Source organism: Enterobacter sp. SENG-6 (assembly GCF_001605945.1).
Lineage (GTDB): Bacteria > Pseudomonadota > Gammaproteobacteria > Enterobacterales > Enterobacteriaceae > Enterobacter > Enterobacter cloacae.
The window spans coordinates 18,117-38,971 of sequence record NZ_LOMM01000019.1 but is presented as its reverse complement, the minus strand read 5'-3'; the positions used below and the strand labels follow the sequence as shown (position 1 = coordinate 38,971).

Here is a 20,855-nt window from a genome sequence, read left to right as displayed (position 1 = left end):
CTGAAATTAAGGAGTACCTGTTTTTCCAAAAATAGCCACTCTTTTTGTACATAAAATCGACGACAACGAAAAGCCAGCGATTTCCATAACTTAGAAAAATCCTGACAAATCATACATCTACCACCTAGGGAGTAGGCGAAGGCGTATTTGATTTGCATCAATAAGTGCCCCTGCTGAATCGTTAAGGTAGGCAGTAATAGAAAAGAAATCGAGGCAAAAATGAGCAAAGTCAGACTCGCTATCATCGGTAACGGCATGGTCGGCCACCGCTTTATTGAGGATCTTCTTGATAAAGCCGATGCTGACCAGTTCGATATTACCGTGTTCTGTGAAGAACCCCGCAAGGCGTACGACCGTGTGCACTTGTCTTCCTACTTCTCCCATCATACCGCCGAAGAGCTCTCTCTGGTGCGTGAAGGTTTCTATGAGAAGCATGGCGTAAAAGTGCTGGTGGGCGAACGCGCTATCACCATCAACCGTCAGGAGAAAGTGATCCACTCCAGCGCTGGCCGTACGGTTTTTTACGACAAGCTGATCATGGCGACTGGCTCATATCCGTGGATCCCGCCAATTAAAGGTTCGGAAACACAGGATTGCTTCGTTTACCGTACCATTGAAGATCTCAACGCCATTGAATCCTGCGCACGTCGCAGTAAACGCGGCGCAGTGGTCGGGGGCGGCCTGCTGGGTCTGGAAGCAGCGGGCGCGTTGAAAAACCTCGGCGTTGAAACGCACGTCATCGAATTTGCCCCGATGCTGATGGCCGAACAGCTGGACCACATGGGTGGCGATCAGCTGCGCCGTAAGATTGAAAGCATGGGCGTGAAAGTCCACACCAGCAAAAACACCAAAGAGATTGTGCAGGAAGGCACCGAAGCGCGTAAAACCATGCGCTTTGCCGACGGCAGCGAGCTCGAAGTTGACTTTATCGTCTTCTCCACCGGTATTCGCCCACGCGACAAACTGGCCACCCAGTGCGGTCTGGCGGTTGCCCAGCGCGGCGGGATCATGGTGAACGATACCTGCCAGACCTCCGACCCGGATATCTATGCTATCGGCGAATGTGCCAGCTGGAATAACCGCGTGTACGGTCTGGTGGCGCCGGGCTACAAAATGGCGCAGGTCGCCGTTGACCATATCCTCGGAAACGAAAACGCCTTCGAAGGCGCGGACTTGAGCGCCAAGCTGAAGCTGCTGGGCGTGGACGTGGGCGGCATCGGCGATGCGCATGGCCGCACGCCGGGCGCGCGCAGCTACGTTTATCTCGACGAGAGCAAAGAGATCTATAAACGCCTGATCGTCAGCCAGGACAACAAAACCCTGCTCGGTGCGGTGCTGGTGGGCGACACCAGCGACTACGGCAACCTGCTGCAACTGGTGCTGAACGCCATCGAACTGCCGGAGAATCCGGACGCGCTGATCCTCCCGGCGCACGCTTCCAGCGGCAAGCCGTCTATCGGCGTCGATAAACTGCCGGACAGCGCGCAGATCTGCTCCTGCTTCGACGTCACCAAAGGCATGTTGATCTCCGCCATCAACAAAGGCTGTCACACCGTTGCGGCGTTGAAAGCGGAAACCAAAGCCGGGACCGGCTGCGGCGGCTGTATCCCTCTGGTCACTCAGGTGCTTAACGCCGAACTGGCGAAACAGGGCATCGAAGTGAACAACAACCTGTGCGAGCACTTCGCGTACTCTCGCCAGGAGCTGTATCACCTGATCCGCGTGGAAGGCATTAAATCCTTCGACGAACTGCTGGCCAAGCACGGCCAGGGCTATGGCTGCGAAGTGTGTAAACCGACCGTCGGCTCCCTGCTGGCCTCCTGCTGGAATGAGTACATCCTCAAACCAGAACATACGCCGCTGCAGGACACCAACGACAACTTCCTGGCAAATATCCAGAAAGACGGGACTTACTCCGTTATCCCACGCTCTGCGGGCGGTGAAATCACCCCGGAAGGGCTGGTGGCCGTGGGCCGTATCGCGCGTGAATTTAACCTCTACACCAAAATCACCGGTTCCCAGCGTATCGGCCTGTTTGGTGCACAGAAAGATGACCTGCCGGAGATCTGGCGTCAGCTGATTGAGGCGGGCTTCGAAACCGGTCACGCGTATGCCAAAGCGCTGCGCATGGCAAAAACCTGCGTGGGCAGCACCTGGTGCCGCTACGGCGTGGGCGACAGCGTGGGCTTCGGCGTCGAGCTGGAAAACCGCTACAAAGGCATTCGTACCCCGCACAAAATGAAGTTCGGCGTCTCCGGCTGTACCCGTGAATGTGCCGAAGCGCAGGGGAAAGACGTGGGGATCATCGCCACCGAGAAAGGCTGGAACCTGTACGTCTGCGGTAACGGCGGGATGAAACCACGCCACGCTGACCTGCTGGCGGCCGATCTTGACCACGACACGCTGATTCAGTATCTCGACCGCTTCATGATGTTCTACATCCGTACCGCCGACAAACTGACCCGTACCGCTTCCTGGCTGGATAATCTGGAGGGTGGCATCGACTACCTGAAGTCGGTCATCATCGACGATAAGCTGGGCCTGAACGAACATCTGGAAGCGGAGATGGCGCGCCTGCGCGCGGCGGTGATTTGCGAGTGGACGGAAACCGTCAACACGCCAGCGGCACAGACACGCTTCAAACACTTCATCAACAGCACCCAGCGCGACCCGAACGTGCAGGTAGTAGCAGAGCGCGAACAGCATCGTCCGGCGACACCTTATGAACGTATTCCGGTGACGCTGGTGGAGGAAAACGCATGAGCCAGTGGGTAAACATCTGCAACATTAACGACATTCTGCCGGCAACCGGCGTCTGTGCGCTGCTGGGAAACGAGCAGGTCGCGATTTTCCGCCCTCGCCACGACGAACAGGTTTTTGCCATCAGCAATATCGACCCGTTTTTTGAGGCCAGCGTCCTCTCCCGCGGGCTGATTGCCGAGCATCAGGGTGAACTGTGGGTCGCCAGTCCGCTGAAAAAACAGCGTTTCCGTTTAAGCGACGGATTGTGCATGGAAGATGAAAGCTACTCGGTGAAGCACTACGACGTTCGCGTGAAGGACGGCCAGGTGCAGTTAAAAGCCTAACCCCCCGCCTTTCCTATAGGAAAGGCTTATGACCCCTTATGGGTAACGGCAGGAAAAACCGTATGTTTCCGGCGATTCCTGCTGTTATTCTGACGTCAATTCTTACCCCCTCCATGAATGCTGTGAGGTAATGTCGTGGACCACCTGCCGATTTTCTGTCAATTACGCCATCGCGACTGCCTGCTTGTGGGTGGCGGCGATGTGGCTGAACGCAAAGCCCGCTTGCTGTTAGAGGCAGGTGCCCGTCTTACGGTTAACGCCCTCGCCTTCGCACCACAGTTTGAAGCCTGGGCGAAGGAAGGGATGCTCACGCTGAATCAGGGGGAGTTTAACGAGTCCCTGCTGGATACCTGCTGGCTGACTATTGCCGCGACGGATGACGATGAAGTGAATCAGCGCGTCAGCGATGCCTGCGAAGCGCGCCGTATATTCTGCAACGTGGTGGATGCGCCGAAAGAAGCCAGCTTTATCATGCCGTCGATAATCGACCGTTCACCGCTGATGATTGCGGTGTCGTCAGGTGGCCGCTCGCCGGTTCTCGCCCGCCTGCTGCGGGAAAAACTGGAAGCACTGCTGCCGCAACATCTTGGACAAATTGCCCACTATGCAGGGCAACTGCGTTCACGAGTGAAGCAGACCTTCGCGACCGTGGGCGAGCGCCGTCGCTTCTGGGAAAAATTCTTCGTCAATGACCGGCTGGCCCAGTCGCTGGCCAATCAGGACGTGAAGGCGGTTGAAGAGACGACCGAGCAGTTGCTCTCTGAACCGCTGGATCATCGTGGCGAGGTGGTGCTGGTAGGCGCAGGCCCCGGCGATGCGGGATTACTGACGCTGAAAGGACTCCAGCAGATCCAGCAGGCCGATACCGTTGTGTATGACCGTCTGGTCTCCGATGAGATCATGAATCTGGTACGTCGCGATGCGGACCGGGTGTTTGTGGGTAAACGTGCGGGTTATCACTGCGTGCCGCAGGAAGAGATTAATCAGATCCTGCTGCGGGAAGCGCAAAAAGGAAAACGTGTGGTGCGCCTGAAGGGCGGGGATCCGTTTATCTTTGGTCGCGGCGGCGAGGAACTGGAAACCCTCTGCAACGCAGGTATTCCGTTCTCTGTGGTGCCTGGCATTACGGCGGCATCCGGCTGTTCGGCATACTCCGGTATTCCATTGACCCATCGTGATTACGCGCAGAGCGTGCGTCTGGTGACGGGGCACCTGAAAACCGGCAGCGAACTGGACTGGCACAACCTTGCCGCCGAAAAGCAGACGCTGGTCTTCTATATGGGGCTGAATCAGGCCGCTACGATCCAGGCGAAATTACTGGAACACGGCATGGAAGCGGATATGCCCGTCGCGCTGGTGGAAAACGGCACCTCCATTAAGCAGCGCGTGGTAAATGGCGTGCTGACACAGCTGGGTGAGCTGGCGCAGCAGGTTGAAAGCCCGGCGCTGATTATTGTCGGCCGCGTGGTCGAGCTGCGCGATAAACTCAACTGGTTCTCAAATCACTAGCGCATATTCTCCCTTCTTCGAGTAGTCCTTAACCGGACTACTCCCCTGTTACTGCTGTCGATAACATACCTCCCGCGAAATGGAACTTTTCCATTTATTCCCTCGTGTTACATCCAATTTAGTTTTTTTAAGACAAGGAATGCGTATGTTCAAACTGGCTAAAGCTGCCGTTCTGGTAGGCCTGTTATCGACTCTGACGGCCTGCACTGGCCACGTGCAAAACACCAAAAATAACTGCAGCTACGATTACCTGCTGCACCCGGCGATCTCCATTTCGAAGATCATCGGGGGTTGTGGCCCGGCGGCACAGCAGTAAGCTGTTTTACAGGTGTAAAAAAACCGGGGATTCCCCGGTTTTTTTGTTTAGAAAAGTGCGGCGTGATGCCCTCACCCTGGCCCTCTCCCACAGGGAGAGGGTACAAACCCTAAAAACGGTAACGCCGTTACCGTTTTGCTTTTACCTACGGCTTCGCAACAAACCCAATCGCTTCGTACACCGCTTTCAGGGTTTCTGACGCGCGCGCGCTGGCTTTTTCAGCGCCCTCTTTCATCACCTTCTGCAGGAAGGCTTCATCGTTACGGTAGCGATGATAACGCTCCTGCAGCTCGGTCAGCATACCGGAAACGGCATCCGCCACTTCGCCTTTCAGGTGGCCGTACATCTTGCCTTCAAAGTGCTGTTCCAGCTCAGGAATGCTCTGGCCGGTCACACCGGAGAGGATATCCAGCAGGTTAGAGACCCCCGCTTTGTTCTGCACATCGTAGCGCACAACAGGCGGCTCGTCGGAGTCAGTCACGGCACGCTTGAGCTTTTTAACCACCGATTTCGGATCTTCCAGCAGGCCGATTACGTTGTTGCGGTTATCGTCAGACTTGGACATCTTTTTGGTCGGCTCCAGCAGCGACATCACGCGTGCACCGGATTTTGGAATAAATGGCTCTGGCACTTTGAACACTTCGCCATACAGGGCATTAAAGCGCTGGGCGATATCACGGCTCAGCTCCAGGTGTTGCTTCTGGTCTTCACCCACCGGCACCTGGTTAGTCTGATACAGCAGAATGTCAGCCGCCATCAGCACCGGATAGTCAAACAGACCGGCGTTAATGTTCTCGGAATAGCGCGCGGATTTATCCTTGAACTGCGTCATACGGCTCAGTTCACCAAAGTAGGTGTAGCAGTTCAGCGCCCAGCCAAGCTGTGCATGTTCCGGCACGTGAGACTGAACGAAGATGGTGCTCTTTTCAGGATCGATCCCGCAGGCCAGATAGAGCGCCAGGGTGTCCAGCGTGGCTTTACGCAGCTTCTCAGGATCCTGACGGGCGGTAATAGCATGCAGATCCACAATGCAGTAAATGCAATGGTAGTCATCCTGCATGCTAACCCACTGACGTAACGCACCCATGTAGTTACCAATGGTCAATTCACCTGACGGCTGGGCGCCACTAAAAACGATGGGCTTAGTCATTTTTCAATTCCTGATGTTCACTGTATGAAAGCCCGAGTGCGGGCAACAAATCTTTGAAGCGATCGAACACGACGTCCGGCTCACTCAGGGTAATGGCCTCACCGTAGTTGTAGCCATAGGTTAACCCCACGGAGGGACAACCCGCCGCTCTGGCAGCCAGAATATCATTGCGTGAATCACCGACAAAGAGCAGCTCAGCAGGTGTTAAGGATAATTTTCCTGCCACCAGCAACAGCGGTTCCGGGTGCGGCTTTTTATTCTGTACGTCATCACCGCCCACAATCACGGTGAAGTATTTCGCGATATCCAGCGCGTCCAGCAATGGCGCAACAAACGGCGTCGGCTTGTTGGTAACCAGCCCCAGCGGAATGCCTTTCGCATGCAGCGCGCTCAGCGTTTCCTTCACGTCCGGGAACAGGAAGCTGCCTTCTTCAACGGTTTCTGCGTAGAAACGGTCAAACAGTTTGCGCAGAATACGCAGCTGTTCTTCCTGCGGGATATCCGCGTGATCAACGCTCGGTTTACCCTGTGCGGAACGTTGTGACGCACGCTCCTGGCGAGCCCACGTCAGGGCGCGCTCCATCAGGACATCTGCGCCATTACCAATCCACGTCACGACGCGATCTTCGCCCGCGACGGGCAGTTCAAGGGCGTACAGCGCCTGGTCGACGGCGCTCGTTAAGCCCGGCGCGCTGTCAACCAGCGTGCCATCGAGGTCAAATGCAATACCCCGGGTTGCCTGCAATTTATCCATGACTTACCTTCGCCAGCTCGCGGCGCATTTCATCTATAACTTTTTTGTAATCCGGTTGGTCGAAAATTGCCGAACCGGCAACGAACATATCCGCGCCCGCAGCCGCAATTTCACCAATGTTATTCACCTTCACGCCACCATCCACTTCCAGACGGATGTCATAACCTGACTCATCAATACGACGGCGCACTTCACGCAGTTTATCAAGCGTGTGAGGAATGAATGACTGCCCGCCAAAGCCCGGGTTAACGGACATCAGCAAGATAACGTCCAGCTTATCCATCACATAGTCGAGATAGCTCAGCGGCGTTGCCGGGTTAAAGACCAGGCCCGCTTTACAGCCGTTTTCTTTAATCAGCTGCAGCGTGCGGTCAACGTGTTCAGACGCTTCCGGGTGGAAAGTAATGATGCTGGCGCCCGCCGCGGCAAAATCAGGCACGATGCGGTCAACCGGTTTCACCATCAGATGGACGTCAATGGGCGCGGTAATACCGTAGTTACGCAGCGCCTTGAGCACCATGGGGCCAATGGTCAGGTTAGGAACGTAGTGGTTATCCATAACGTCGAAATGGACGACATCCGCACCCGCGGCGAGCGCGTTAGCAGTGTCCTCACCCAGGCGGGCAAAATCGGCCGACAGAATTGAGGGAGCAATCAAAAACTGTTTCATCCGCATCTCCTTGAAATGTGTTTACCGGCGGGCAAAACGGCTCAGGGGCGATAAAGAGCCAGGAGTTCGTCCACCTTTTTACGTGTGCCGCCGTTGCTGCTAATGCTACGCCGCACTTTGACCTGAAAATGCTTCGCGGCTTTGTACCATTCGCGCGTATCAGGGGTATCGTGATTCGAAATTAACACCGGAATTCTTTTGCTGACCAGCTTTTCCGCCATCTCCGCCAGACGGGCCTGCTCGGCCGGACTGAAGCTGTTGGTGTGATAGGCGGTAAAATTCGCCGTCGCAGACAGCGGGGCGTACGGCGGATCGCAGTAAACCACCGAGTCTACGCCCGCCAGTTCCATACACTCTTCATATGAGAGGCAGTGGAATTCTGCATTCTGCGCTTTTTCAGCAAAGTGATACAGCTCGTCCTGCGGGAAGTAAGGGCGCTTATAGCGGCCAAACGGCACGTTGAATTCCCCACGCAGATTATACCGGCACAGGCCGTTGTAACCATGGCGGTTGAGATAGAGGAACAACAGCGCCCGACGGAACGGATCCTGGCTCTGGTTAAACTCAGTGCGCAGCTGGTAGTAAACATCCGGATGATTGTTCTCGGGCGTAAACAGCTTGCGCGCCTCTTCCACATACTCATCGGTACGCAGTTTGACGATGTTATAGAGGCTGATGAGATCGCTGTTGATATCCGCCAGGATATAACGAGAAAAATCGGTGTTCAGGAACACCGATCCTGCGCCCACAAAGGGCTCGATAAGACACTCGCCTTTAGGCAGGTGCTTTTTAATATCATCAAGCAGGGGGTATTTCCCCCCTGCCCATTTCAGAAAAGCGCGATTTTTTTTCATGCTGACTAACTGATTACACCTTCTCCGGCTGTGGAGAAAGCTCCGACAGCATCCTGCGCTTTAAACATTACTTAAGATCGGCCTGAACCTGATGAATGGGCTTCGCCCACGGGTTTTTCGCCTGAACGTCTGCTGGCAGTGTCGCCACGGCACGTTTCGCTTCATCTTTAGAAGCATACACACCGCTCACCAGCACATACCACGGCTGCCCGTTACGGGTCGTCTGATAAACCACGTAGTTTTTCAGATTCGATTTCTTCGCCCAACCGTTGAGGTTGTCATAGTTGGACGAACTGCTCAGCTGCAGCGTGTAGTTACTGGATGGCGCAGATTTCAGTGAACCGACGTTACCCGTCGTTTTACCGGTTGTGCCAGCCGATGCTGTGGCGGTTGCAGCTGGAGCCGTTGTCGCCGCAGGTGCAGTGGTGGTGGCCGTGGCTTTCGGTGCAGTCTGCGTCACTGGCGCTTTTGCAGGCTCGCTTGCCGCAGCGGTTTCAGTCCGTTTCGGCTGCGCCGGGGTCGCTTTGACTTCTGGTGCTTTTACCACAGCCTGAGGTTTGGTTTCACGCTTAGGTTCAATGACCGCCTGCTTACGTTCCTGACGTGGTGCAGTCTGAGTCTGACGCGGCTTGCTTTCGGTTGCTGCGGTTTGTGGCTGAGCGTTGCCACCGCGAACAGGCGCAACGGTTGCAGGTTCAGTTGGCAGCGTAGAGTTCACCACGACGTTATCCACCTGCTGCTGGTTTTGCGGCTGCATCAGCGCGTTGTTCAGATCGCCCTGAACCTCTACACGCTGCTGGCCTTCTGGCGTGGCAGGTGCCTGATTCTGAGCGGGGGTAGAAGAGACTGGCGGCAGGGAAACATCCTGCGGCGTCGTTGTGTTACTGGCGGTCTGCTCTGCGGAGGTGGTCCCCGGCGCTGGCTGTGCACCATTTGCCTGATCTGCCGCATCGTTACCGGAGAGGTTGATGCTCTTCTCAGTGGAAGCCGTTTGCTCGCCAGAATTCGTGGAAGGCGCTTTCAGCGCGGAGCCAATGCCGACAATCAGCAGCACAAGCACCAGAACGCCCAGTCCCATCATGATGTACTGGCGGGAGGCCGGTTTCTGCGCGGCCGCTTTTTTACGTTTACGCGGGCGACGCTCTACTGGCTCTTCGTCCATTGAATCTTCTTCGGACTCATAATCCTCTTCTTCTCGCTCATCACGCGCATTGCGGCTACGTGAAGGGCGACGATCGTCTGCATCCAGATCAACATCGTCAAAGTTGATCTGCGGCTCGTTATCACGTTCTGAAGATTGACGAGAACGACCAGTACGACGATCGCTGGGATCGGGTTTCAGCTCGTCTTCTGGTTTGAATTCATCCATTTAACACCCCACTCAAAGGCTTATGCCTACGACTTTGCATTTCGCCTGAAGCTAAACGACCACTGATAACAGTGGCCTGACCTTTCTAGTTGTTACGCCTGCTGACAATCAGCGATAGCGCCAAGAACGACATCGTGCGGCACTCCGCCGCGCACTTCACTCTTCCCTATTGCAAGCGGGAGTACAAGACGCATCTCACCTGCCAATACTTTTTTATCGCGCATCATGTGGGGTAAATACGCTTGCGCCGACATCTCCTGCGGCCCGGTTACCGGCAAGCCAGCACGTTCCAGCAGTGCGATGATACGTGCCGTATCTTCCGGTTTGAACTGACCCAGACGTTCGGAGGTACGGGCAGCCATCACCATGCCAGCAGCGACAGCTTCACCGTGGAGCCAGTTTCCGTAACCCATTTCGGCTTCAATCGCGTGGCCAAACGTATGCCCAAGATTCAGTAAAGCACGTAAGCCCGTTTCACGCTCGTCTGCTGCAACAACTTCTGCTTTCAGCTCACAACAACGGCGAATGCAGTATGCCAGTTTAGCCTCATCCAGGCGCAGCAGCGCATCCATATTCTCTTCCAGCCAGTTAAAGAACTCGCCGTCGAGAATAATGCCGTATTTGATCACTTCAGCCAGGCCAGAGGCCAGTTCGCGTGCTGGCAGGGTTTTCAGACAGTCGAGATCCACCACCACCGAAGCAGGCTGGTAGAACGCGCCAATCATGTTTTTGCCGAGCGGATGGTTGACCGCGGTTTTGCCGCCAACGGAAGAGTCGACCTGAGACAGTAAGGTGGTCGGAATCTGAATAAAACGGACACCACGTTGATAGCTTGCTGCCGCAAAGCCCGTCAGATCGCCCACAACACCGCCGCCGAGAGCAAGCAGTGTCGTATCGCGACCATGGGGTTTTTGCAACAATGCGGTAAAGACGGTATCCAGTACCGTCAGGCTTTTATACTGCTCGCCATCGGGCAGAATTACACTGTCGACCTTCACGCCCGCCTGCTCAAGCAGGTGGCGAACGCGGTCAAGATAAAGCGGAGCCAGCGTCTCATTGGTGACCAGCATCGCCTGATCACCCGCTTTCAGTGGTAAAAAGGAAGCTGGGTCGTTAAACAAACCAGCCGCGATGGTGATAGGGTAACTACGTTCCCCGAGAGTAACTGTAATCCTCTCCATGACGCGACATCCACCTTTAATGCTTTTACCCGCAGGCGAGTGTATATAAAGCCAGAATCAGTTGCTTTCCAGCATATGAATAATCTGGTTTGCAACCACTTTAGCGCTCTGATCATCAGTACGAATGGTCACATCAGCAATCTCTTCGTACAGAGGATTGCGTTCATCGGCCAACGCTTCCAGAACTTCGCGTGGTGGCGTTTCAACCTGCAGCAGCGGGCGCTTTTTATCGCGCTGCGTACGTGCCAGCTGTTTTTCAATGGTCGTCTCAAGATAGACCACTACGCCACGGGCGGAGAGACGGTTGCGGGTTTCGCGAGATTTTACAGAACCGCCGCCGGTCGCCAGCACGATGCCCTGTTTTTCCGTGAGTTCGTTGATCACTTTTTCTTCTCGGTCACGGAAACCTTCTTCGCCTTCTACATCGAAGACCCAGCCCACATCAGCTCCGGTTCGTTTCTCAATCTCTTGATCAGAATCGTAAAATTCCATATTGAGTTGTTGAGCTAACTGACGCCCAATAGTGCTTTTGCCGGCACCCATAGGCCCAACCAGAAAGATATTGCGTTTCTCTGCCATTTTTTCGGTACTACTAAGACTATTCGTTAATGGTAATCCCCGCTTCGCAGACACCCGGCGTAGCAGGACATGAACTGAAACCTCATATGCAATAGAGCGAGAGTCAGACTAAAAATTATCTCAATACTCCGGCTTGTTTGGCAACTGATTAAATCACCGCACCAGACGCATAAGACAACAAGACGTCAGTCCAACTCAAATCGGTACTCCTTGTATGCTAATTCATGCCCCACGTCAAACATCTGCAACAAACTGAATGCAAAATCATTGCGGGGATCGTTACCCGTCAGTGAATAGCCACCAGACGTGGTGTTATAAACACCACTAATTCACGCCGTTCGTTGTCTTTACCGTCATGACGAAAAAGCTGCCCAAGCCAGGGGATTTTACCGAGCCCGGGTACGCTATCACTTCCGGTTTTATTCTTTTGCGAGAAAATACCGCCCAGCGCCAGCGTTTCTCCACTTTTTACCTCCACCTGAGTCTCTATTTCTTGTTTGTCGATAGCCAGCGTTTCGCCATCGGCCTGTTGCAACACCTGCCCCGGCATATTTTCACTGATATGTAATTTCAGGCGCACGCGCCCGCCCGGTAGCACCACTGGGGTGACCTCCATACCTAATACCGCCTCTTTGAACTCCACAGAGGTAGCCCCACTCTCCCCGCTGGAGACCTGGTATGGGATCTCACTGCCCTGTTTGATACTGGCCGGCTGCATATGTGAGGCCAGCAGTCGCGGGCTGGCGATGATATCGACCTGCTGTTTTTGCTCCAGTGCTGACAGCTCCAGATCCAGCAGCCTGCCGTTAATACGCCCGATGTTAAACCCCACATGGCTGGTGGCGCTGGCCACGGACAAATCACTGCCAAGGGATGTCATTTGCCCAACCTTGCCCGCTTCGCTGGCCTCGGCAAGATTCCATTTCACCCCCAGCTCCCGCAGACTTTTTTCGTTGATGGTGACGATATGCGCCGCCAGTTCGACCTGCTCGACGGGAATATCCATCTGTGTTGCCCAGCGCTGTAGCGTCTCCAGTACGGCTTTATTATCCCTGACCAGCAGCCGGTTGGTGCGTTTATCAAGAGACAGACTGCCCTTCGGACTGAGCAGTTTCTCCGCTGCGTTTTGCAGCTCCCCGGCATCAGCGTATGAAAACGAAATGCTTTGCGAGAGCAGCGGAGCCTCAAGCTGCCTGCGGGCCCGGTCCTGTGCTTTACGCTCCTGCTGTTCGCGCTGCCAGGCCGCCGTATTGACATAGAAAATGCCGCCCTCCTCGCGCAGAACCAGCCCTGCGCTGGCGATCACCGTCTGTAATGCCTGTCGCCACGGAACATGCGTCAGACTGAGCGATAATGTGCCGCTTACGTCGGGTGACACCACCAGATTACGATTCTCCTGCGCCACCAGCGCCTGCAGGACCTGAACCACAGGAACGTCATCCACCACCAGCGTGACCGGCTTCGGTGCGGCGGCCAGCGGAGTGACGATCGTCAGTAACAGCAGCGTTATCCTTAAATTCATTTTTCTTCGTTCCTTCTCGTTGCCACGTCCATTGCGCTGGCTCACAGGTTTCACCCACGTCTACGACGAGTTGCGTCTCATTCATTGCGCTGACCCGCCAGCCCGCCGGTAAACGTTCCTCTAAGTGCAGGCGATACCAGCGCTGTTTCCCGTCCTGCAACAGGCCAACCCCGCCGACCATGCCGCGATAGTGCCACTGCGTCAGCTCGCCAACGGCACAGGGATCGTCGGGCGGATGAAACGGATCGCGCATCCCGGTGAGTAACAGCACTGAGCAAACCAGCAGGTAACGCAGGCTATTTCGCATGGTCTTGCTCCAGCTGCACTCGCAGACGTAACGCCGCGCCCTGAGGCGCAAGCGTAAAGGCGGCAATCCGGACATCTTGCTGCGCCAGCCGGGCGAAAGCCGTCAGGATTGCTGGCCACTCGGCATCCAGCGCCAGCTCTCCACCGCCCGGAAGGGGTTTCCAGTGCACCAGCGTTGCGCCATCAGCCTGAAAATCCAGCGGGGAAAAGCGCACCACCGGGCGTGCGTCAGGCTCAGGTGTCCGGCGCGGCGCGTTGCTGGCGACAGGCCAGAGCGTCGTATGGCGCTGTACGGCGTCGGCCATTTGCTTCTGAAGCGCAGCAAGCTGTGAATTAAGCGGCCTCAGGAACAGGCCCCATGCGGTTCCCCACAACAAGGCAACGCCCAGCCCACCGCACAGGAGCCGGTACCGGCGACGGCTCTCACACCAGCGTTCAAATATTCTGTTCACACGTTACCCCTGGCCTGTGAGCTGAAAAGTGAACATCCAGCGCCCGTGATTATCCTGCCGTATCTCCCCTGCTGACCCTGGGGTAAAACCCGCTATTTGTCGCAGAGCATCACCCATTGCCGACAGGGCGGGCAGTGCTGAGGCATAGCCGTTAATCATCAAAGAGGGCGGTTGGTAACGAAGCTCAGTGAACCAGGCCTGCGCCGGAATGGCATCGGAGAGTGACGCCAGCACCGGGTGCCACGCCATACGCTGTGTCTGGCGCGTGGGAGCGGGTGTGGCAAGAGGTAGACGAGAAGACAGCGCGCGCTGCACGGTCTGTATGCCCGCCAGTTCAGCCTGCAGGGCGTGCAGTTTCAGGTGGGCGTGCATGCTCAAACTGAAGACCGTTGCCAGCGTCAGAATACAGGTGGCCGCAGACAGACCTCCCCAGAACCGCAGGCGGCGCACGCGTCGTTGCTGTCGCCACGGAAGAAGATTGATCATGCTCATTCAGGCACCTCGCTCATGGCCAGCGCCAGCGCGACGGCATAATCGGCACCGCACTCCGGCAGCGGGGGCTGACAGCGAGAGACGATCTCCCACGGGTCGCGCTGGCTATCAAACAGCGCGATATCGTCCGGCGCGAGAGCCAGCAGTGCCGCCAGTTCAGCCACGCTTTTGGCCTCGGTAACGAAGCGGCGCCCCCACTGGTGGCGCATTGCCCACAACCACTGATGTTCGTCTCGCCACGCGACACACTGCGCCGGTGCCACCGCAGGAAGAAAATTTGCCAGCGCGCTGGCATCCGGAGTAATCGTCACCAGCCGTAAATGCAGCGTTTTCGCGAGCGTCAGTAGTGTTTCAACCTCTTTGTTTTGCGCAGCGGTGACATGAAATGTGTTGCTGAACGTGTCCTGCGCGTAATCGAAGCACAGCGCATCAGGGGACATCTCCAGCTCACGCGAGAGCGCAGCCCCTAGCCAGGAGAGCTGTTCGCTGTCGCGCAGGGTGATAGCCGGGCGGGGTAACGATCTTTGCAGGGTACGCGCCGCCGGAAATGAGAGGAACACCCGGTGCTGATGCGGCAACGTACGCCGCCAGCCGCGTAATGCGTCAAACAATTGTTCTGGCTGACAAATTTTCCCGTCGAGGATGATGCCTTCCGTCAGCGGTATCGCCCACCAGCAGCGCAGACACCAGCTGAGACGCTCACGAACCAGCGCGACAATCAGCACCCTATCTTGTTGAATATGAACGCCCGTTTGCCATGTTTTGAAAGCCATGCTTCACGATCTCCTTATCGCCCGTCGCCGTGACGGCTATATCAATGAATCAGGCTTGCCTTTATACTACCGCGCGATTGTTTAGAAACTGCCCAAGTGAAACCAGATGGGAAATCTCCGGTGAAGTTCGTAAAGTATTTATTAATCCTTGCAGTGTGTTGCATTCTGCTGGGAGCAGGCTCGATTTACGGTTTGTACAAATATATTGAGCCGCAGCTACCTGATGTCGCTACGCTTCGTGATGTGCGGCTCCAGATCCCAATGCAGGTCTACAGCGCCGACGGCGAGCTTATGGCGCAGTACGGCGAAAAACGCCGTATCCCGCTGACCTTAAACCAAATTCCCCCTGTGATGGTGAAGGCCTTCATCGCCACAGAGGACAGCCGTTTTTACGAGCACCACGGCGTTGACCCGGTGGGGATTTTCCGTGCCGCAAGCGTTGCGCTGTTCTCCGGGCATGCCTCTCAGGGGGCAAGTACCATTACGCAGCAGCTGGCGCGTAACTTCTTCCTCAGCCCTGAAAAGACGCTGATCCGTAAGATAAAAGAGGTGTTCCTCGCGATCCGCATTGAGCAGTTGCTGAGTAAAGACGAAATCCTTGAGCTTTACCTCAACAAGATCTATCTCGGTTATCGCGCCTATGGCGTGGGTGCTGCGGCACAGGTGTACTTCGGCAAGCCCGTGGAGCAACTGACCTTAAGCGAAATGGCGACCATTGCCGGCCTGCCTAAAGCCCCGTCCACGTTTAACCCGCTCTACTCGCTCGATCGCGCCACCGCACGTCGCAATGTCGTTCTGTCACGTATGCTGAGCGAAGGCTACATCAGCCAGAGTGAATATGAGCAGGCACGCAACGATGTCATCGATGCCAACTACCATGCGCCGGAGATCGCCTTCTCTGCCCCGTATCTGACCGAAATGGTTCGCCAGGAAATGGTCAGCCGTTATGGGGATAAGGCCTATGAAGATGGTTATCGCGTATACACCACGGTTACCCGTAAAGGGCAGCAGGCGGCACAGGATGCGGTGAGAAATAACGTGATGGACTACGATATGCGTCACGGCTATCGCGGCCCGTCCAACGTGCTGTGGAAGGTGGGCGAAAGCGCCTGGGACAGTAAAAAAATCACCAGTACGCTGAAAGCGCTGCCTACCTACGGCCCGCTGCTGCCTGCGGTGGTGACGCAGGCCACGCCTCAGGAAGCCGTTGCAACGCTTGCGGATGGCACCTCAGTCTCCTTGCGTATGGACGGGATCCGCTGGGCGCGTCCGTACCGCTCTGACACCTTACAGGGACCAACACCACGCAAAGTGACCGATGTCGTACAAACCGGACAACAAATCTGGGTGCGTCAGGTAGGCGATGCCTGGTGGCTGGCGCAGGTGCCAGACGTCAACTCCGCGCTGGTCTCCATTAACCCGCAAAACGGTGCCGTGCTGGCGCTGGTGGGTGGGTTTGATTTCAACCAGAGCAAATTCAACCGCGCGACGCAGGCGCTGCGTCAGGTCGGTTCGAATATCAAACCGTTCCTCTACACGGCGGCGATGGATAAAGGCTTAACGCTTGCCAGTATCCTCAATGACGTGCCGATCTCTCGCTGGGATGCCGGTGCCGGTTCCGACTGGCAGCCGAAGAACTCGCCGGCGGAATACGCAGGCCCTATTCGCCTTCGTCAGGGGCTGGGTCAGTCGAAAAACGTGGTGATGGTGCGTGCAATGCGTGCGATGGGCGTCGATTACGCGGCAGAGTATCTGCAACGTTTTGGCTTCCCGGCACAGAACATCGTGCGCACCGAATCGCTGGCGTTAGGCTCGGCATCGTTCACGCCGCTGCAAGTGGCGCGGGGGTATTCGGTCATGGCCAACGGCGGCTTCCTGATCGACCCGTACTTCATCAGTAAAATCGAAAACGACCAGGGCGGTGTGCTGTTCGAAGCGAAACCGAAAATTGCCTGTGCGGAGTGCGATATTCCGGTGATTTACGGCAATACGCCGAAGTCTGACGTGCTTGAAAACAAGGACATGGAAGATGTCGCCGTGTCGCAGGAGCAGCCGAACGGCGTGGTGCCGCAGCCACAGCTGGAACAGGCAAACCAGGCGCTGGTGGCGCAGAGCGGTGCGCAGGAGTATGCCCCACATGTGATCAACACCCCGCTGTCATTCCTGATCAAGAGCGCGTTGAATACCAACATCTTCGGTGAACCGGGCTGGCAGGGTACCGGCTGGCGTGCCGGGCGTGATTTACAGCGCCACGATATCGGCGGTAAAACCGGGACCACCAACAGCTCGAAAGATGCCTGGTTCTCCGGCTACGGTCCGGGCGTGGTGACTTCGGTCTGGATCGGTTTTGACGATCACCGCCGCGATTTAGGCCGCACCACGGCGTCTGGCGCGATCAAAGATCAGATTTCCGGCTACGAAGGTGGGGCCAAAAGTGCGCAACCGGCCTGGGATGCCTATATGAAATCCGTTCTTGAGGGTGTGCCGGAGCAGCCGCTGACGCCACCGCCGGGCGTGGTCACGGTCAATATCGACCGCAGCACCGGGCAGTTAGCCAACGGTGGCAATAGCCGTGAGGAGTATTTCATCGAAGGTACGCAGCCAACCACGCAGGCGGTACATGAGGTGGGTACAGAGATTATTGATAACGGCGAGACGCACGAGCTGTTCTGACAACAAAGCAAAACGGCAACCTCGGGTTGCCGTTTTTGTGTTTGCTCCCTCTCCCGTGGAAGAGGGTTGGGGCATCAGGCCACTACAGCCGCCCCTGCCCCTTCAGCCATTCCCGCACCAGGAACAGCGCGCTCACGTTACGCGCCTCATTGAAGTCAGGATCTTCCAGCAAATCCATCAGGTGCGCCAGTGGCCAGCGAACCTGGGGCAGCGGCTCCGGCTCGTCACCTTCCAGCGATTCAGGGTAAAGATCTTCAGCCACCACAATGTTCATTTTGCTGGAAAAATAGGAGGGAGCCATGCTCAGCTTTTTCAGGAACGATAGCTCTTTCGCGCCAAACCCAACCTCTTCTTTCAGCTCACGGTTTGCTGCTTCAAAGACCGTTTCACCGGGGTCAATAAGCCCTTTCGAGAAACCCAGTTCATAAGATTCCGTGCCCACTGCATATTCGCGGATCAAAATCAGATGGTCATCAACAATGGGGATGATCATCACCGCTTCACGCGATGAGGGGCGCATACGTTCATAAACGCGACGCACGCCGTTGCTGAACTCCAGGTCCACACTTTCGACATTAAACAGCCGGGATTTCGCGACAGTTTCAACACTCAGAATGGTGGGTTTTTGTAGTGGTTTGCTCATCTTGACGGGTCTTTGAAGTGTGAACTGACTTTATTGTGCGATACGCCGCACGGTTTCGGCAATGTCAATTGTTCTTTATTTACATTTGTGCAACCTGACAGGAATCAATCCTCAAATCAAAACAAATGTCAAGAGGTTGAAATGTTTCCAGGAATTTGCTGATATCGCGCCATGACAGGCTTTGCTATCATCATCGGTCACTGGGATGCGCTGCAGAATGCTCAAGTTCGACTCCATGCTTGCCGATAGCCAACCACAGACTCTCATTCATTGTTAAAGGTGCACTGACTACACCTGTAAGAAGATAAAGTAAGATGGGGAAAGCATGAGCACCATTTTGATCGTTCTCGCTGCTATGCTGGCCGGCGCTTTAGTTGCAGGGTGGGTATACAGGCGTCGCGTACAGCGTCGTTTCAGGCTGCCCTTTTTAACGGCCTTTGCCGGTGCCACAACGCGTAAACTCACGCAAGAAGAGCGCGATGCTGTTGAGAACTATCTCGAAACCCTCAACCGTTCCCAGTTAACGCCCGGGCCAACGGGGGCTACGGCTGCGCCTGTCACCCTCAATCTGAACGCACAAAGCGACACCGTGCTCTGCGTGACGCGCTCCATCACCCGTTATGGCATCACGACGGACGATCCCAATAAATGGCGTTACTACCTCGACTCCGTTGAAGTGCATCTGCCTCCCTCCTGGGAGCAGTACATTAATGATGAAAACAGCGTTGAGCTTATCCATACCGATTCGCTGCCGCTGGTCATCTCCCTGAACGGCCATACGCTGAATGAGTACATTCATGAAGCACCGCGCTTTGCGCTGGAACGCGCGAGTTCAAAGCAGGCCTCCATTCGCGGTGAAGAGACCGAGCAAATTGAACTGCTGAACATTCGTCAGGAGACTCATGAAGAGCACGCCCTGAGTCGTCCGGATGGCATTCGCGAGGCGGTCCTGATTGTGGCCGCCTTCCTGCTCTTTTTCTTCTGTCTGTTGACGCCGGATGTGTTTGTCCCATGGCTCGCGGGCGGTGCGCTGCTGCTGTTGGCCGCCGGGCTGTGGGGGCTGTTTGCGCCTCCGGCCAAAACCTCTTTGCGTGAAATTCACTGCCTGCGCGGCACCCCTAAGCGCTGGGGCCTGTTCGGTGAGAACGATCAGGAACATATCAACAATATCTCCCTCGGGATTATTGACCTTATCTATCCGCGCCACTGGCAGCCATGGATTGCACAGGATTTGGGGCATAAAACCGATATTGATATCTACCTTGACCGCCATGTTGTGCGTCAGGGGCGCTTCCTCTCCCTGCACGATGAAGTGAAAAACTTCCCGCTTCAGCACTGGCTACGCAGTACGGTTATCGCCGGGGGCGCAGCGCTGGTCTTTGCTCTGTTGCTGCTGTTCGTGCCGCTGGATATGCCCATCAAATTCACCCTGTCGTGGATCAAAGGGGCACAAACCGTAGAAGCCACCAGCGTTAAGCAGCTGGATGACGCTGGCGTGCGGGTGGGTGATACGCTCCGTCTGAAGGGTACCGGGATGTGTAACATCCACACCCCAGGGGCATGGAATACCCGTCAGAACTCGCCGTTCATGCCGTTCGACTGCTCGCAAATCGTCTGGAACGATGCGCCGCCGTTGCCGCTGCCAGAATCGGATGTCGTCAATAAAGCCACTGCGCTCACCCAGACGCTCAACCGCCAGCTGCACCCGAAAACCGATGATGATTCACGCGTCAGCCCTGCCCTGCGTTCTGCCATTCAGAAATCCGGGATGGTACTGCTGGATGACTTTGGCGAAATCGTATTGAAAACGCAGGATTTATGTTCAGCACAGGATGAGTGCGTTCGCCTTAAAAATGCGCTCGTGAACCTGGGTAACAGCAAAGACTGGGACTCGCTGGTGAAGCGCGCCGAAGCGGGTCGTCTGGACGGCGTGAACGTGCTACTGCGCCCGGTGAGTGCCGAATCGCTGGATAACCTGGTGGCGACCTCTACCGCGCCGTTTGTGATGCGTGAAACCACCCGTGCGGCCCAGGCGCTGAATAGCCCGGCGCCTGGCGGTTTTGTGATTGTCAGCGATGAAGGCAGCGACCTGGTCGATCAGCCTTATCCGCAGATTGCCCTGTACGACTACCCGGCTCAGGAACAATGGGGGCAGTTCCAGCGTCTGGCGCAGATGCTGATGCAAACGCCATTCAGTGCCGAAGGGATTGTGACCAGTATCTTTACCGATGCCAACGGTACGCGCCATATCGGCCTGCACCGGATGCCTGACAGCGCGGGTTTATGGCGTTATATCGGTACATCACTGCTGATGATCGCCATGCTGGTGTCTATTTTCTGGAACGGCATCATGGCCCTGCGCCGTTACCAGCGTTCGCGCACCCGGCTTGCTGAGATCCAGCAATACTACGAAAATTGCCTTAATCCTAAGCTGGTCCCCTCCTCTGAGAGCCTGATCGGATAACATCGCTGCGCGACAAGTTGTGCTACCCTGTCGCGCACGTTTCTTCTGGCTGGAGTTCCCCT

19 protein-coding genes are annotated in these 20,855 nt (G+C 55.9%); 6 read left to right on the top strand and 13 right to left on the bottom strand.

The genetic code is table 11. The features are described 5' to 3' along the window. Positions 1 to 219 precede the first annotated feature (219 nt). From nirB to AX755_RS10740, 4 genes are all read left to right on the top strand, one after another. Entirely contained in the window at positions 220 to 2,763 is a 2,544-nt protein-coding gene (nirB, locus tag AX755_RS10755; RefSeq protein ID WP_062856744.1) for a nitrite reductase large subunit NirB, read from the top strand. Beyond that, complete coding sequence (gene nirD / locus AX755_RS10750) at positions 2,760 to 3,086, top strand: nitrite reductase small subunit NirD (protein WP_013099065.1); 327 nt, start codon at positions 2,760 to 2,762, stop codon at positions 3,084 to 3,086. The genes nirB and nirD overlap by 4 nt, the downstream gene beginning before the upstream one ends. 135 nt (positions 3,087 to 3,221) lie before the next feature. Next, positions 3,222 to 4,595 (top strand): siroheme synthase CysG, encoded by a 1,374-nt coding sequence (gene cysG, locus AX755_RS10745; RefSeq protein ID WP_013099066.1) that lies wholly within the window; start codon positions 3,222 to 3,224, stop codon positions 4,593 to 4,595. Positions 4,596 to 4,740: 145 nt separating this feature from the next. Beyond that, positions 4,741 to 4,911 (top strand): YhfL family protein, encoded by a 171-nt coding sequence (locus AX755_RS10740; RefSeq protein ID WP_008503029.1) that lies wholly within the window; start codon positions 4,741 to 4,743, stop codon positions 4,909 to 4,911. Between the two features lie 145 nt (positions 4,912 to 5,056). On the opposite strand, the gene trpS is transcribed toward AX755_RS10740, so the two are convergent. The 12 genes from trpS to AX755_RS10680 all read right to left on the bottom strand — a co-directional run bounded on the left by trpS (position 5,057) and on the right by AX755_RS10680 (position 15,013). Continuing rightward, a complete protein-coding gene (gene trpS / locus AX755_RS10735; protein WP_020687783.1) occupies positions 5,057 to 6,061 on the bottom strand; it encodes a tryptophan--tRNA ligase in 1,005 nt (334 codons plus the stop codon). Beyond that, positions 6,054 to 6,815: a phosphoglycolate phosphatase gene (gene gph / locus AX755_RS10730; RefSeq protein WP_029882160.1), complete on the bottom strand. Its 762-nt coding sequence runs from the start codon at positions 6,813 to 6,815 to the stop codon at positions 6,054 to 6,056. Before gph ends, trpS begins: the two co-directional genes overlap by 8 nt. Beyond that, a complete protein-coding gene (gene rpe / locus AX755_RS10725) occupies positions 6,808 to 7,485 on the bottom strand; it encodes a ribulose-phosphate 3-epimerase (RefSeq protein ID WP_008503032.1) in 678 nt (225 codons plus the stop codon). Before rpe ends, gph begins: the two co-directional genes overlap by 8 nt. Positions 7,486 to 7,526: 41 nt before the next feature. After that, a complete protein-coding gene (dam, locus tag AX755_RS10720; protein ID WP_013099069.1) occupies positions 7,527 to 8,339 on the bottom strand; it encodes an adenine-specific DNA-methyltransferase in 813 nt (270 codons plus the stop codon). Positions 8,340 to 8,406: 67 nt separating this feature from the next. Further along, positions 8,407 to 9,708, bottom strand: coding sequence for a cell division protein DamX (gene damX, locus AX755_RS10715; RefSeq protein WP_013099070.1), 1,302 nt, complete (start codon positions 9,706 to 9,708; stop codon positions 8,407 to 8,409). Positions 9,709 to 9,800: 92 nt separating this feature from the next. Continuing rightward, positions 9,801 to 10,889 carry a 3-dehydroquinate synthase gene (aroB, locus tag AX755_RS10710; RefSeq protein ID WP_062856743.1) on the bottom strand — a complete coding sequence of 363 codons (1,089 nt, stop codon included), beginning with the start codon at positions 10,887 to 10,889 and terminating at the stop codon, positions 9,801 to 9,803. 57 nt (positions 10,890 to 10,946) lie between these two features. Further along, the gene (gene aroK / locus AX755_RS10705) at positions 10,947 to 11,468 is read right to left on the bottom strand and encodes a shikimate kinase AroK (RefSeq protein WP_003861630.1); all 522 of its coding nucleotides are present in this window, start codon (positions 11,466 to 11,468) and stop codon (positions 10,947 to 10,949) included. 286 nt (positions 11,469 to 11,754) lie between these two features. Continuing rightward, positions 11,755 to 12,990 carry a DNA uptake porin HofQ gene (gene hofQ, locus AX755_RS25110; protein ID WP_062856742.1) on the bottom strand — a complete coding sequence of 412 codons (1,236 nt, stop codon included), beginning with the start codon at positions 12,988 to 12,990 and terminating at the stop codon, positions 11,755 to 11,757. Next, on the bottom strand, positions 12,905 to 13,297 hold the full coding sequence (locus AX755_RS10695) for a HofP DNA utilization family protein (RefSeq protein ID WP_062856741.1): 393 nt from the start codon (positions 13,295 to 13,297) through the stop codon (positions 12,905 to 12,907). Before AX755_RS10695 ends, hofQ begins: the two co-directional genes overlap by 86 nt. Continuing rightward, entirely contained in the window at positions 13,287 to 13,748 is a 462-nt protein-coding gene (locus AX755_RS10690) for a HofO family protein (protein WP_062856740.1), read from the bottom strand. The genes AX755_RS10695 and AX755_RS10690 overlap by 11 nt, the downstream gene beginning before the upstream one ends. 3 nt (positions 13,749 to 13,751) lie before the next feature. Beyond that, positions 13,752 to 14,240, bottom strand: coding sequence for a PilN domain-containing protein (locus tag AX755_RS10685; protein WP_062856739.1), 489 nt, complete (start codon positions 14,238 to 14,240; stop codon positions 13,752 to 13,754). After that, positions 14,237 to 15,013, bottom strand: coding sequence for a hypothetical protein (locus AX755_RS10680; RefSeq protein WP_062856738.1), 777 nt, complete (start codon positions 15,011 to 15,013; stop codon positions 14,237 to 14,239). Before AX755_RS10680 ends, AX755_RS10685 begins: the two co-directional genes overlap by 4 nt. Before the next feature lie 120 nt (positions 15,014 to 15,133). Here AX755_RS10680 and mrcA point away from each other — a divergent pair, with 120 nt between their 5' ends. Further along, positions 15,134 to 17,686 carry a peptidoglycan glycosyltransferase/peptidoglycan DD-transpeptidase MrcA gene (gene mrcA / locus AX755_RS10675; protein ID WP_013099079.1) on the top strand — a complete coding sequence of 851 codons (2,553 nt, stop codon included), beginning with the start codon at positions 15,134 to 15,136 and terminating at the stop codon, positions 17,684 to 17,686. A gap of 82 nt (positions 17,687 to 17,768) precedes the next feature. On the opposite strand, the gene nudE is transcribed toward mrcA, so the two are convergent. Beyond that, positions 17,769 to 18,329: an ADP compounds hydrolase NudE gene (gene nudE, locus AX755_RS10670; RefSeq protein ID WP_029882167.1), complete on the bottom strand. Its 561-nt coding sequence runs from the start codon at positions 18,327 to 18,329 to the stop codon at positions 17,769 to 17,771. A 325-nt stretch (positions 18,330 to 18,654) separates the two neighbouring features. On the opposite strand from nudE, the gene AX755_RS10665 reads away from it, so the two are divergent. Further along, entirely contained in the window at positions 18,655 to 20,793 is a 2,139-nt protein-coding gene (locus tag AX755_RS10665; protein WP_013099081.1) for an intracellular growth attenuator family protein, read from the top strand. The last annotated feature ends 62 nt before the right edge of the window (positions 20,794 to 20,855 follow it).

Coding starts and splice junctions, on each gene's coding strand:
- AX755_RS10685 (WP_062856739.1), bottom strand. CDS start 14,240: ATGAGCATGATCAATCTTCTTCCGTGGCGACAGCAACGACGCGTGCGC.
- damX (WP_013099070.1), bottom strand. CDS start 9,708: ATGGATGAATTCAAACCAGAAGACGAGCTGAAACCCGATCCCAGCGAT.
- hofQ (WP_062856742.1), bottom strand. CDS start 12,990: ATGAATTTAAGGATAACGCTGCTGTTACTGACGATCGTCACTCCGCTG.
- aroB (WP_062856743.1), bottom strand. CDS start 10,889: ATGGAGAGGATTACAGTTACTCTCGGGGAACGTAGTTACCCTATCACC.
- AX755_RS10695 (WP_062856741.1), bottom strand. CDS start 13,297: ATGCGAAATAGCCTGCGTTACCTGCTGGTTTGCTCAGTGCTGTTACTC.
- dam (WP_013099069.1), bottom strand. CDS start 8,339: ATGAAAAAAAATCGCGCTTTTCTGAAATGGGCAGGGGGGAAATACCCC.
- gph (WP_029882160.1), bottom strand. CDS start 6,815: ATGGATAAATTGCAGGCAACCCGGGGTATTGCATTTGACCTCGATGGC.
- nirB (WP_062856744.1), top strand. CDS start 220: ATGAGCAAAGTCAGACTCGCTATCATCGGTAACGGCATGGTCGGCCAC.
- AX755_RS10740 (WP_008503029.1), top strand. CDS start 4,741: ATGTTCAAACTGGCTAAAGCTGCCGTTCTGGTAGGCCTGTTATCGACT.
- AX755_RS10680 (WP_062856738.1), bottom strand. CDS start 15,013: ATGGCTTTCAAAACATGGCAAACGGGCGTTCATATTCAACAAGATAGG.
- AX755_RS10665 (WP_013099081.1), top strand. CDS start 18,655: ATGAGCACCATTTTGATCGTTCTCGCTGCTATGCTGGCCGGCGCTTTA.
- nudE (WP_029882167.1), bottom strand. CDS start 18,329: ATGAGCAAACCACTACAAAAACCCACCATTCTGAGTGTTGAAACTGTC.
- rpe (WP_008503032.1), bottom strand. CDS start 7,485: ATGAAACAGTTTTTGATTGCTCCCTCAATTCTGTCGGCCGATTTTGCC.
- aroK (WP_003861630.1), bottom strand. CDS start 11,468: ATGGCAGAGAAACGCAATATCTTTCTGGTTGGGCCTATGGGTGCCGGC.
- nirD (WP_013099065.1), top strand. CDS start 2,760: ATGAGCCAGTGGGTAAACATCTGCAACATTAACGACATTCTGCCGGCA.
- trpS (WP_020687783.1), bottom strand. CDS start 6,061: ATGACTAAGCCCATCGTTTTTAGTGGCGCCCAGCCGTCAGGTGAATTG.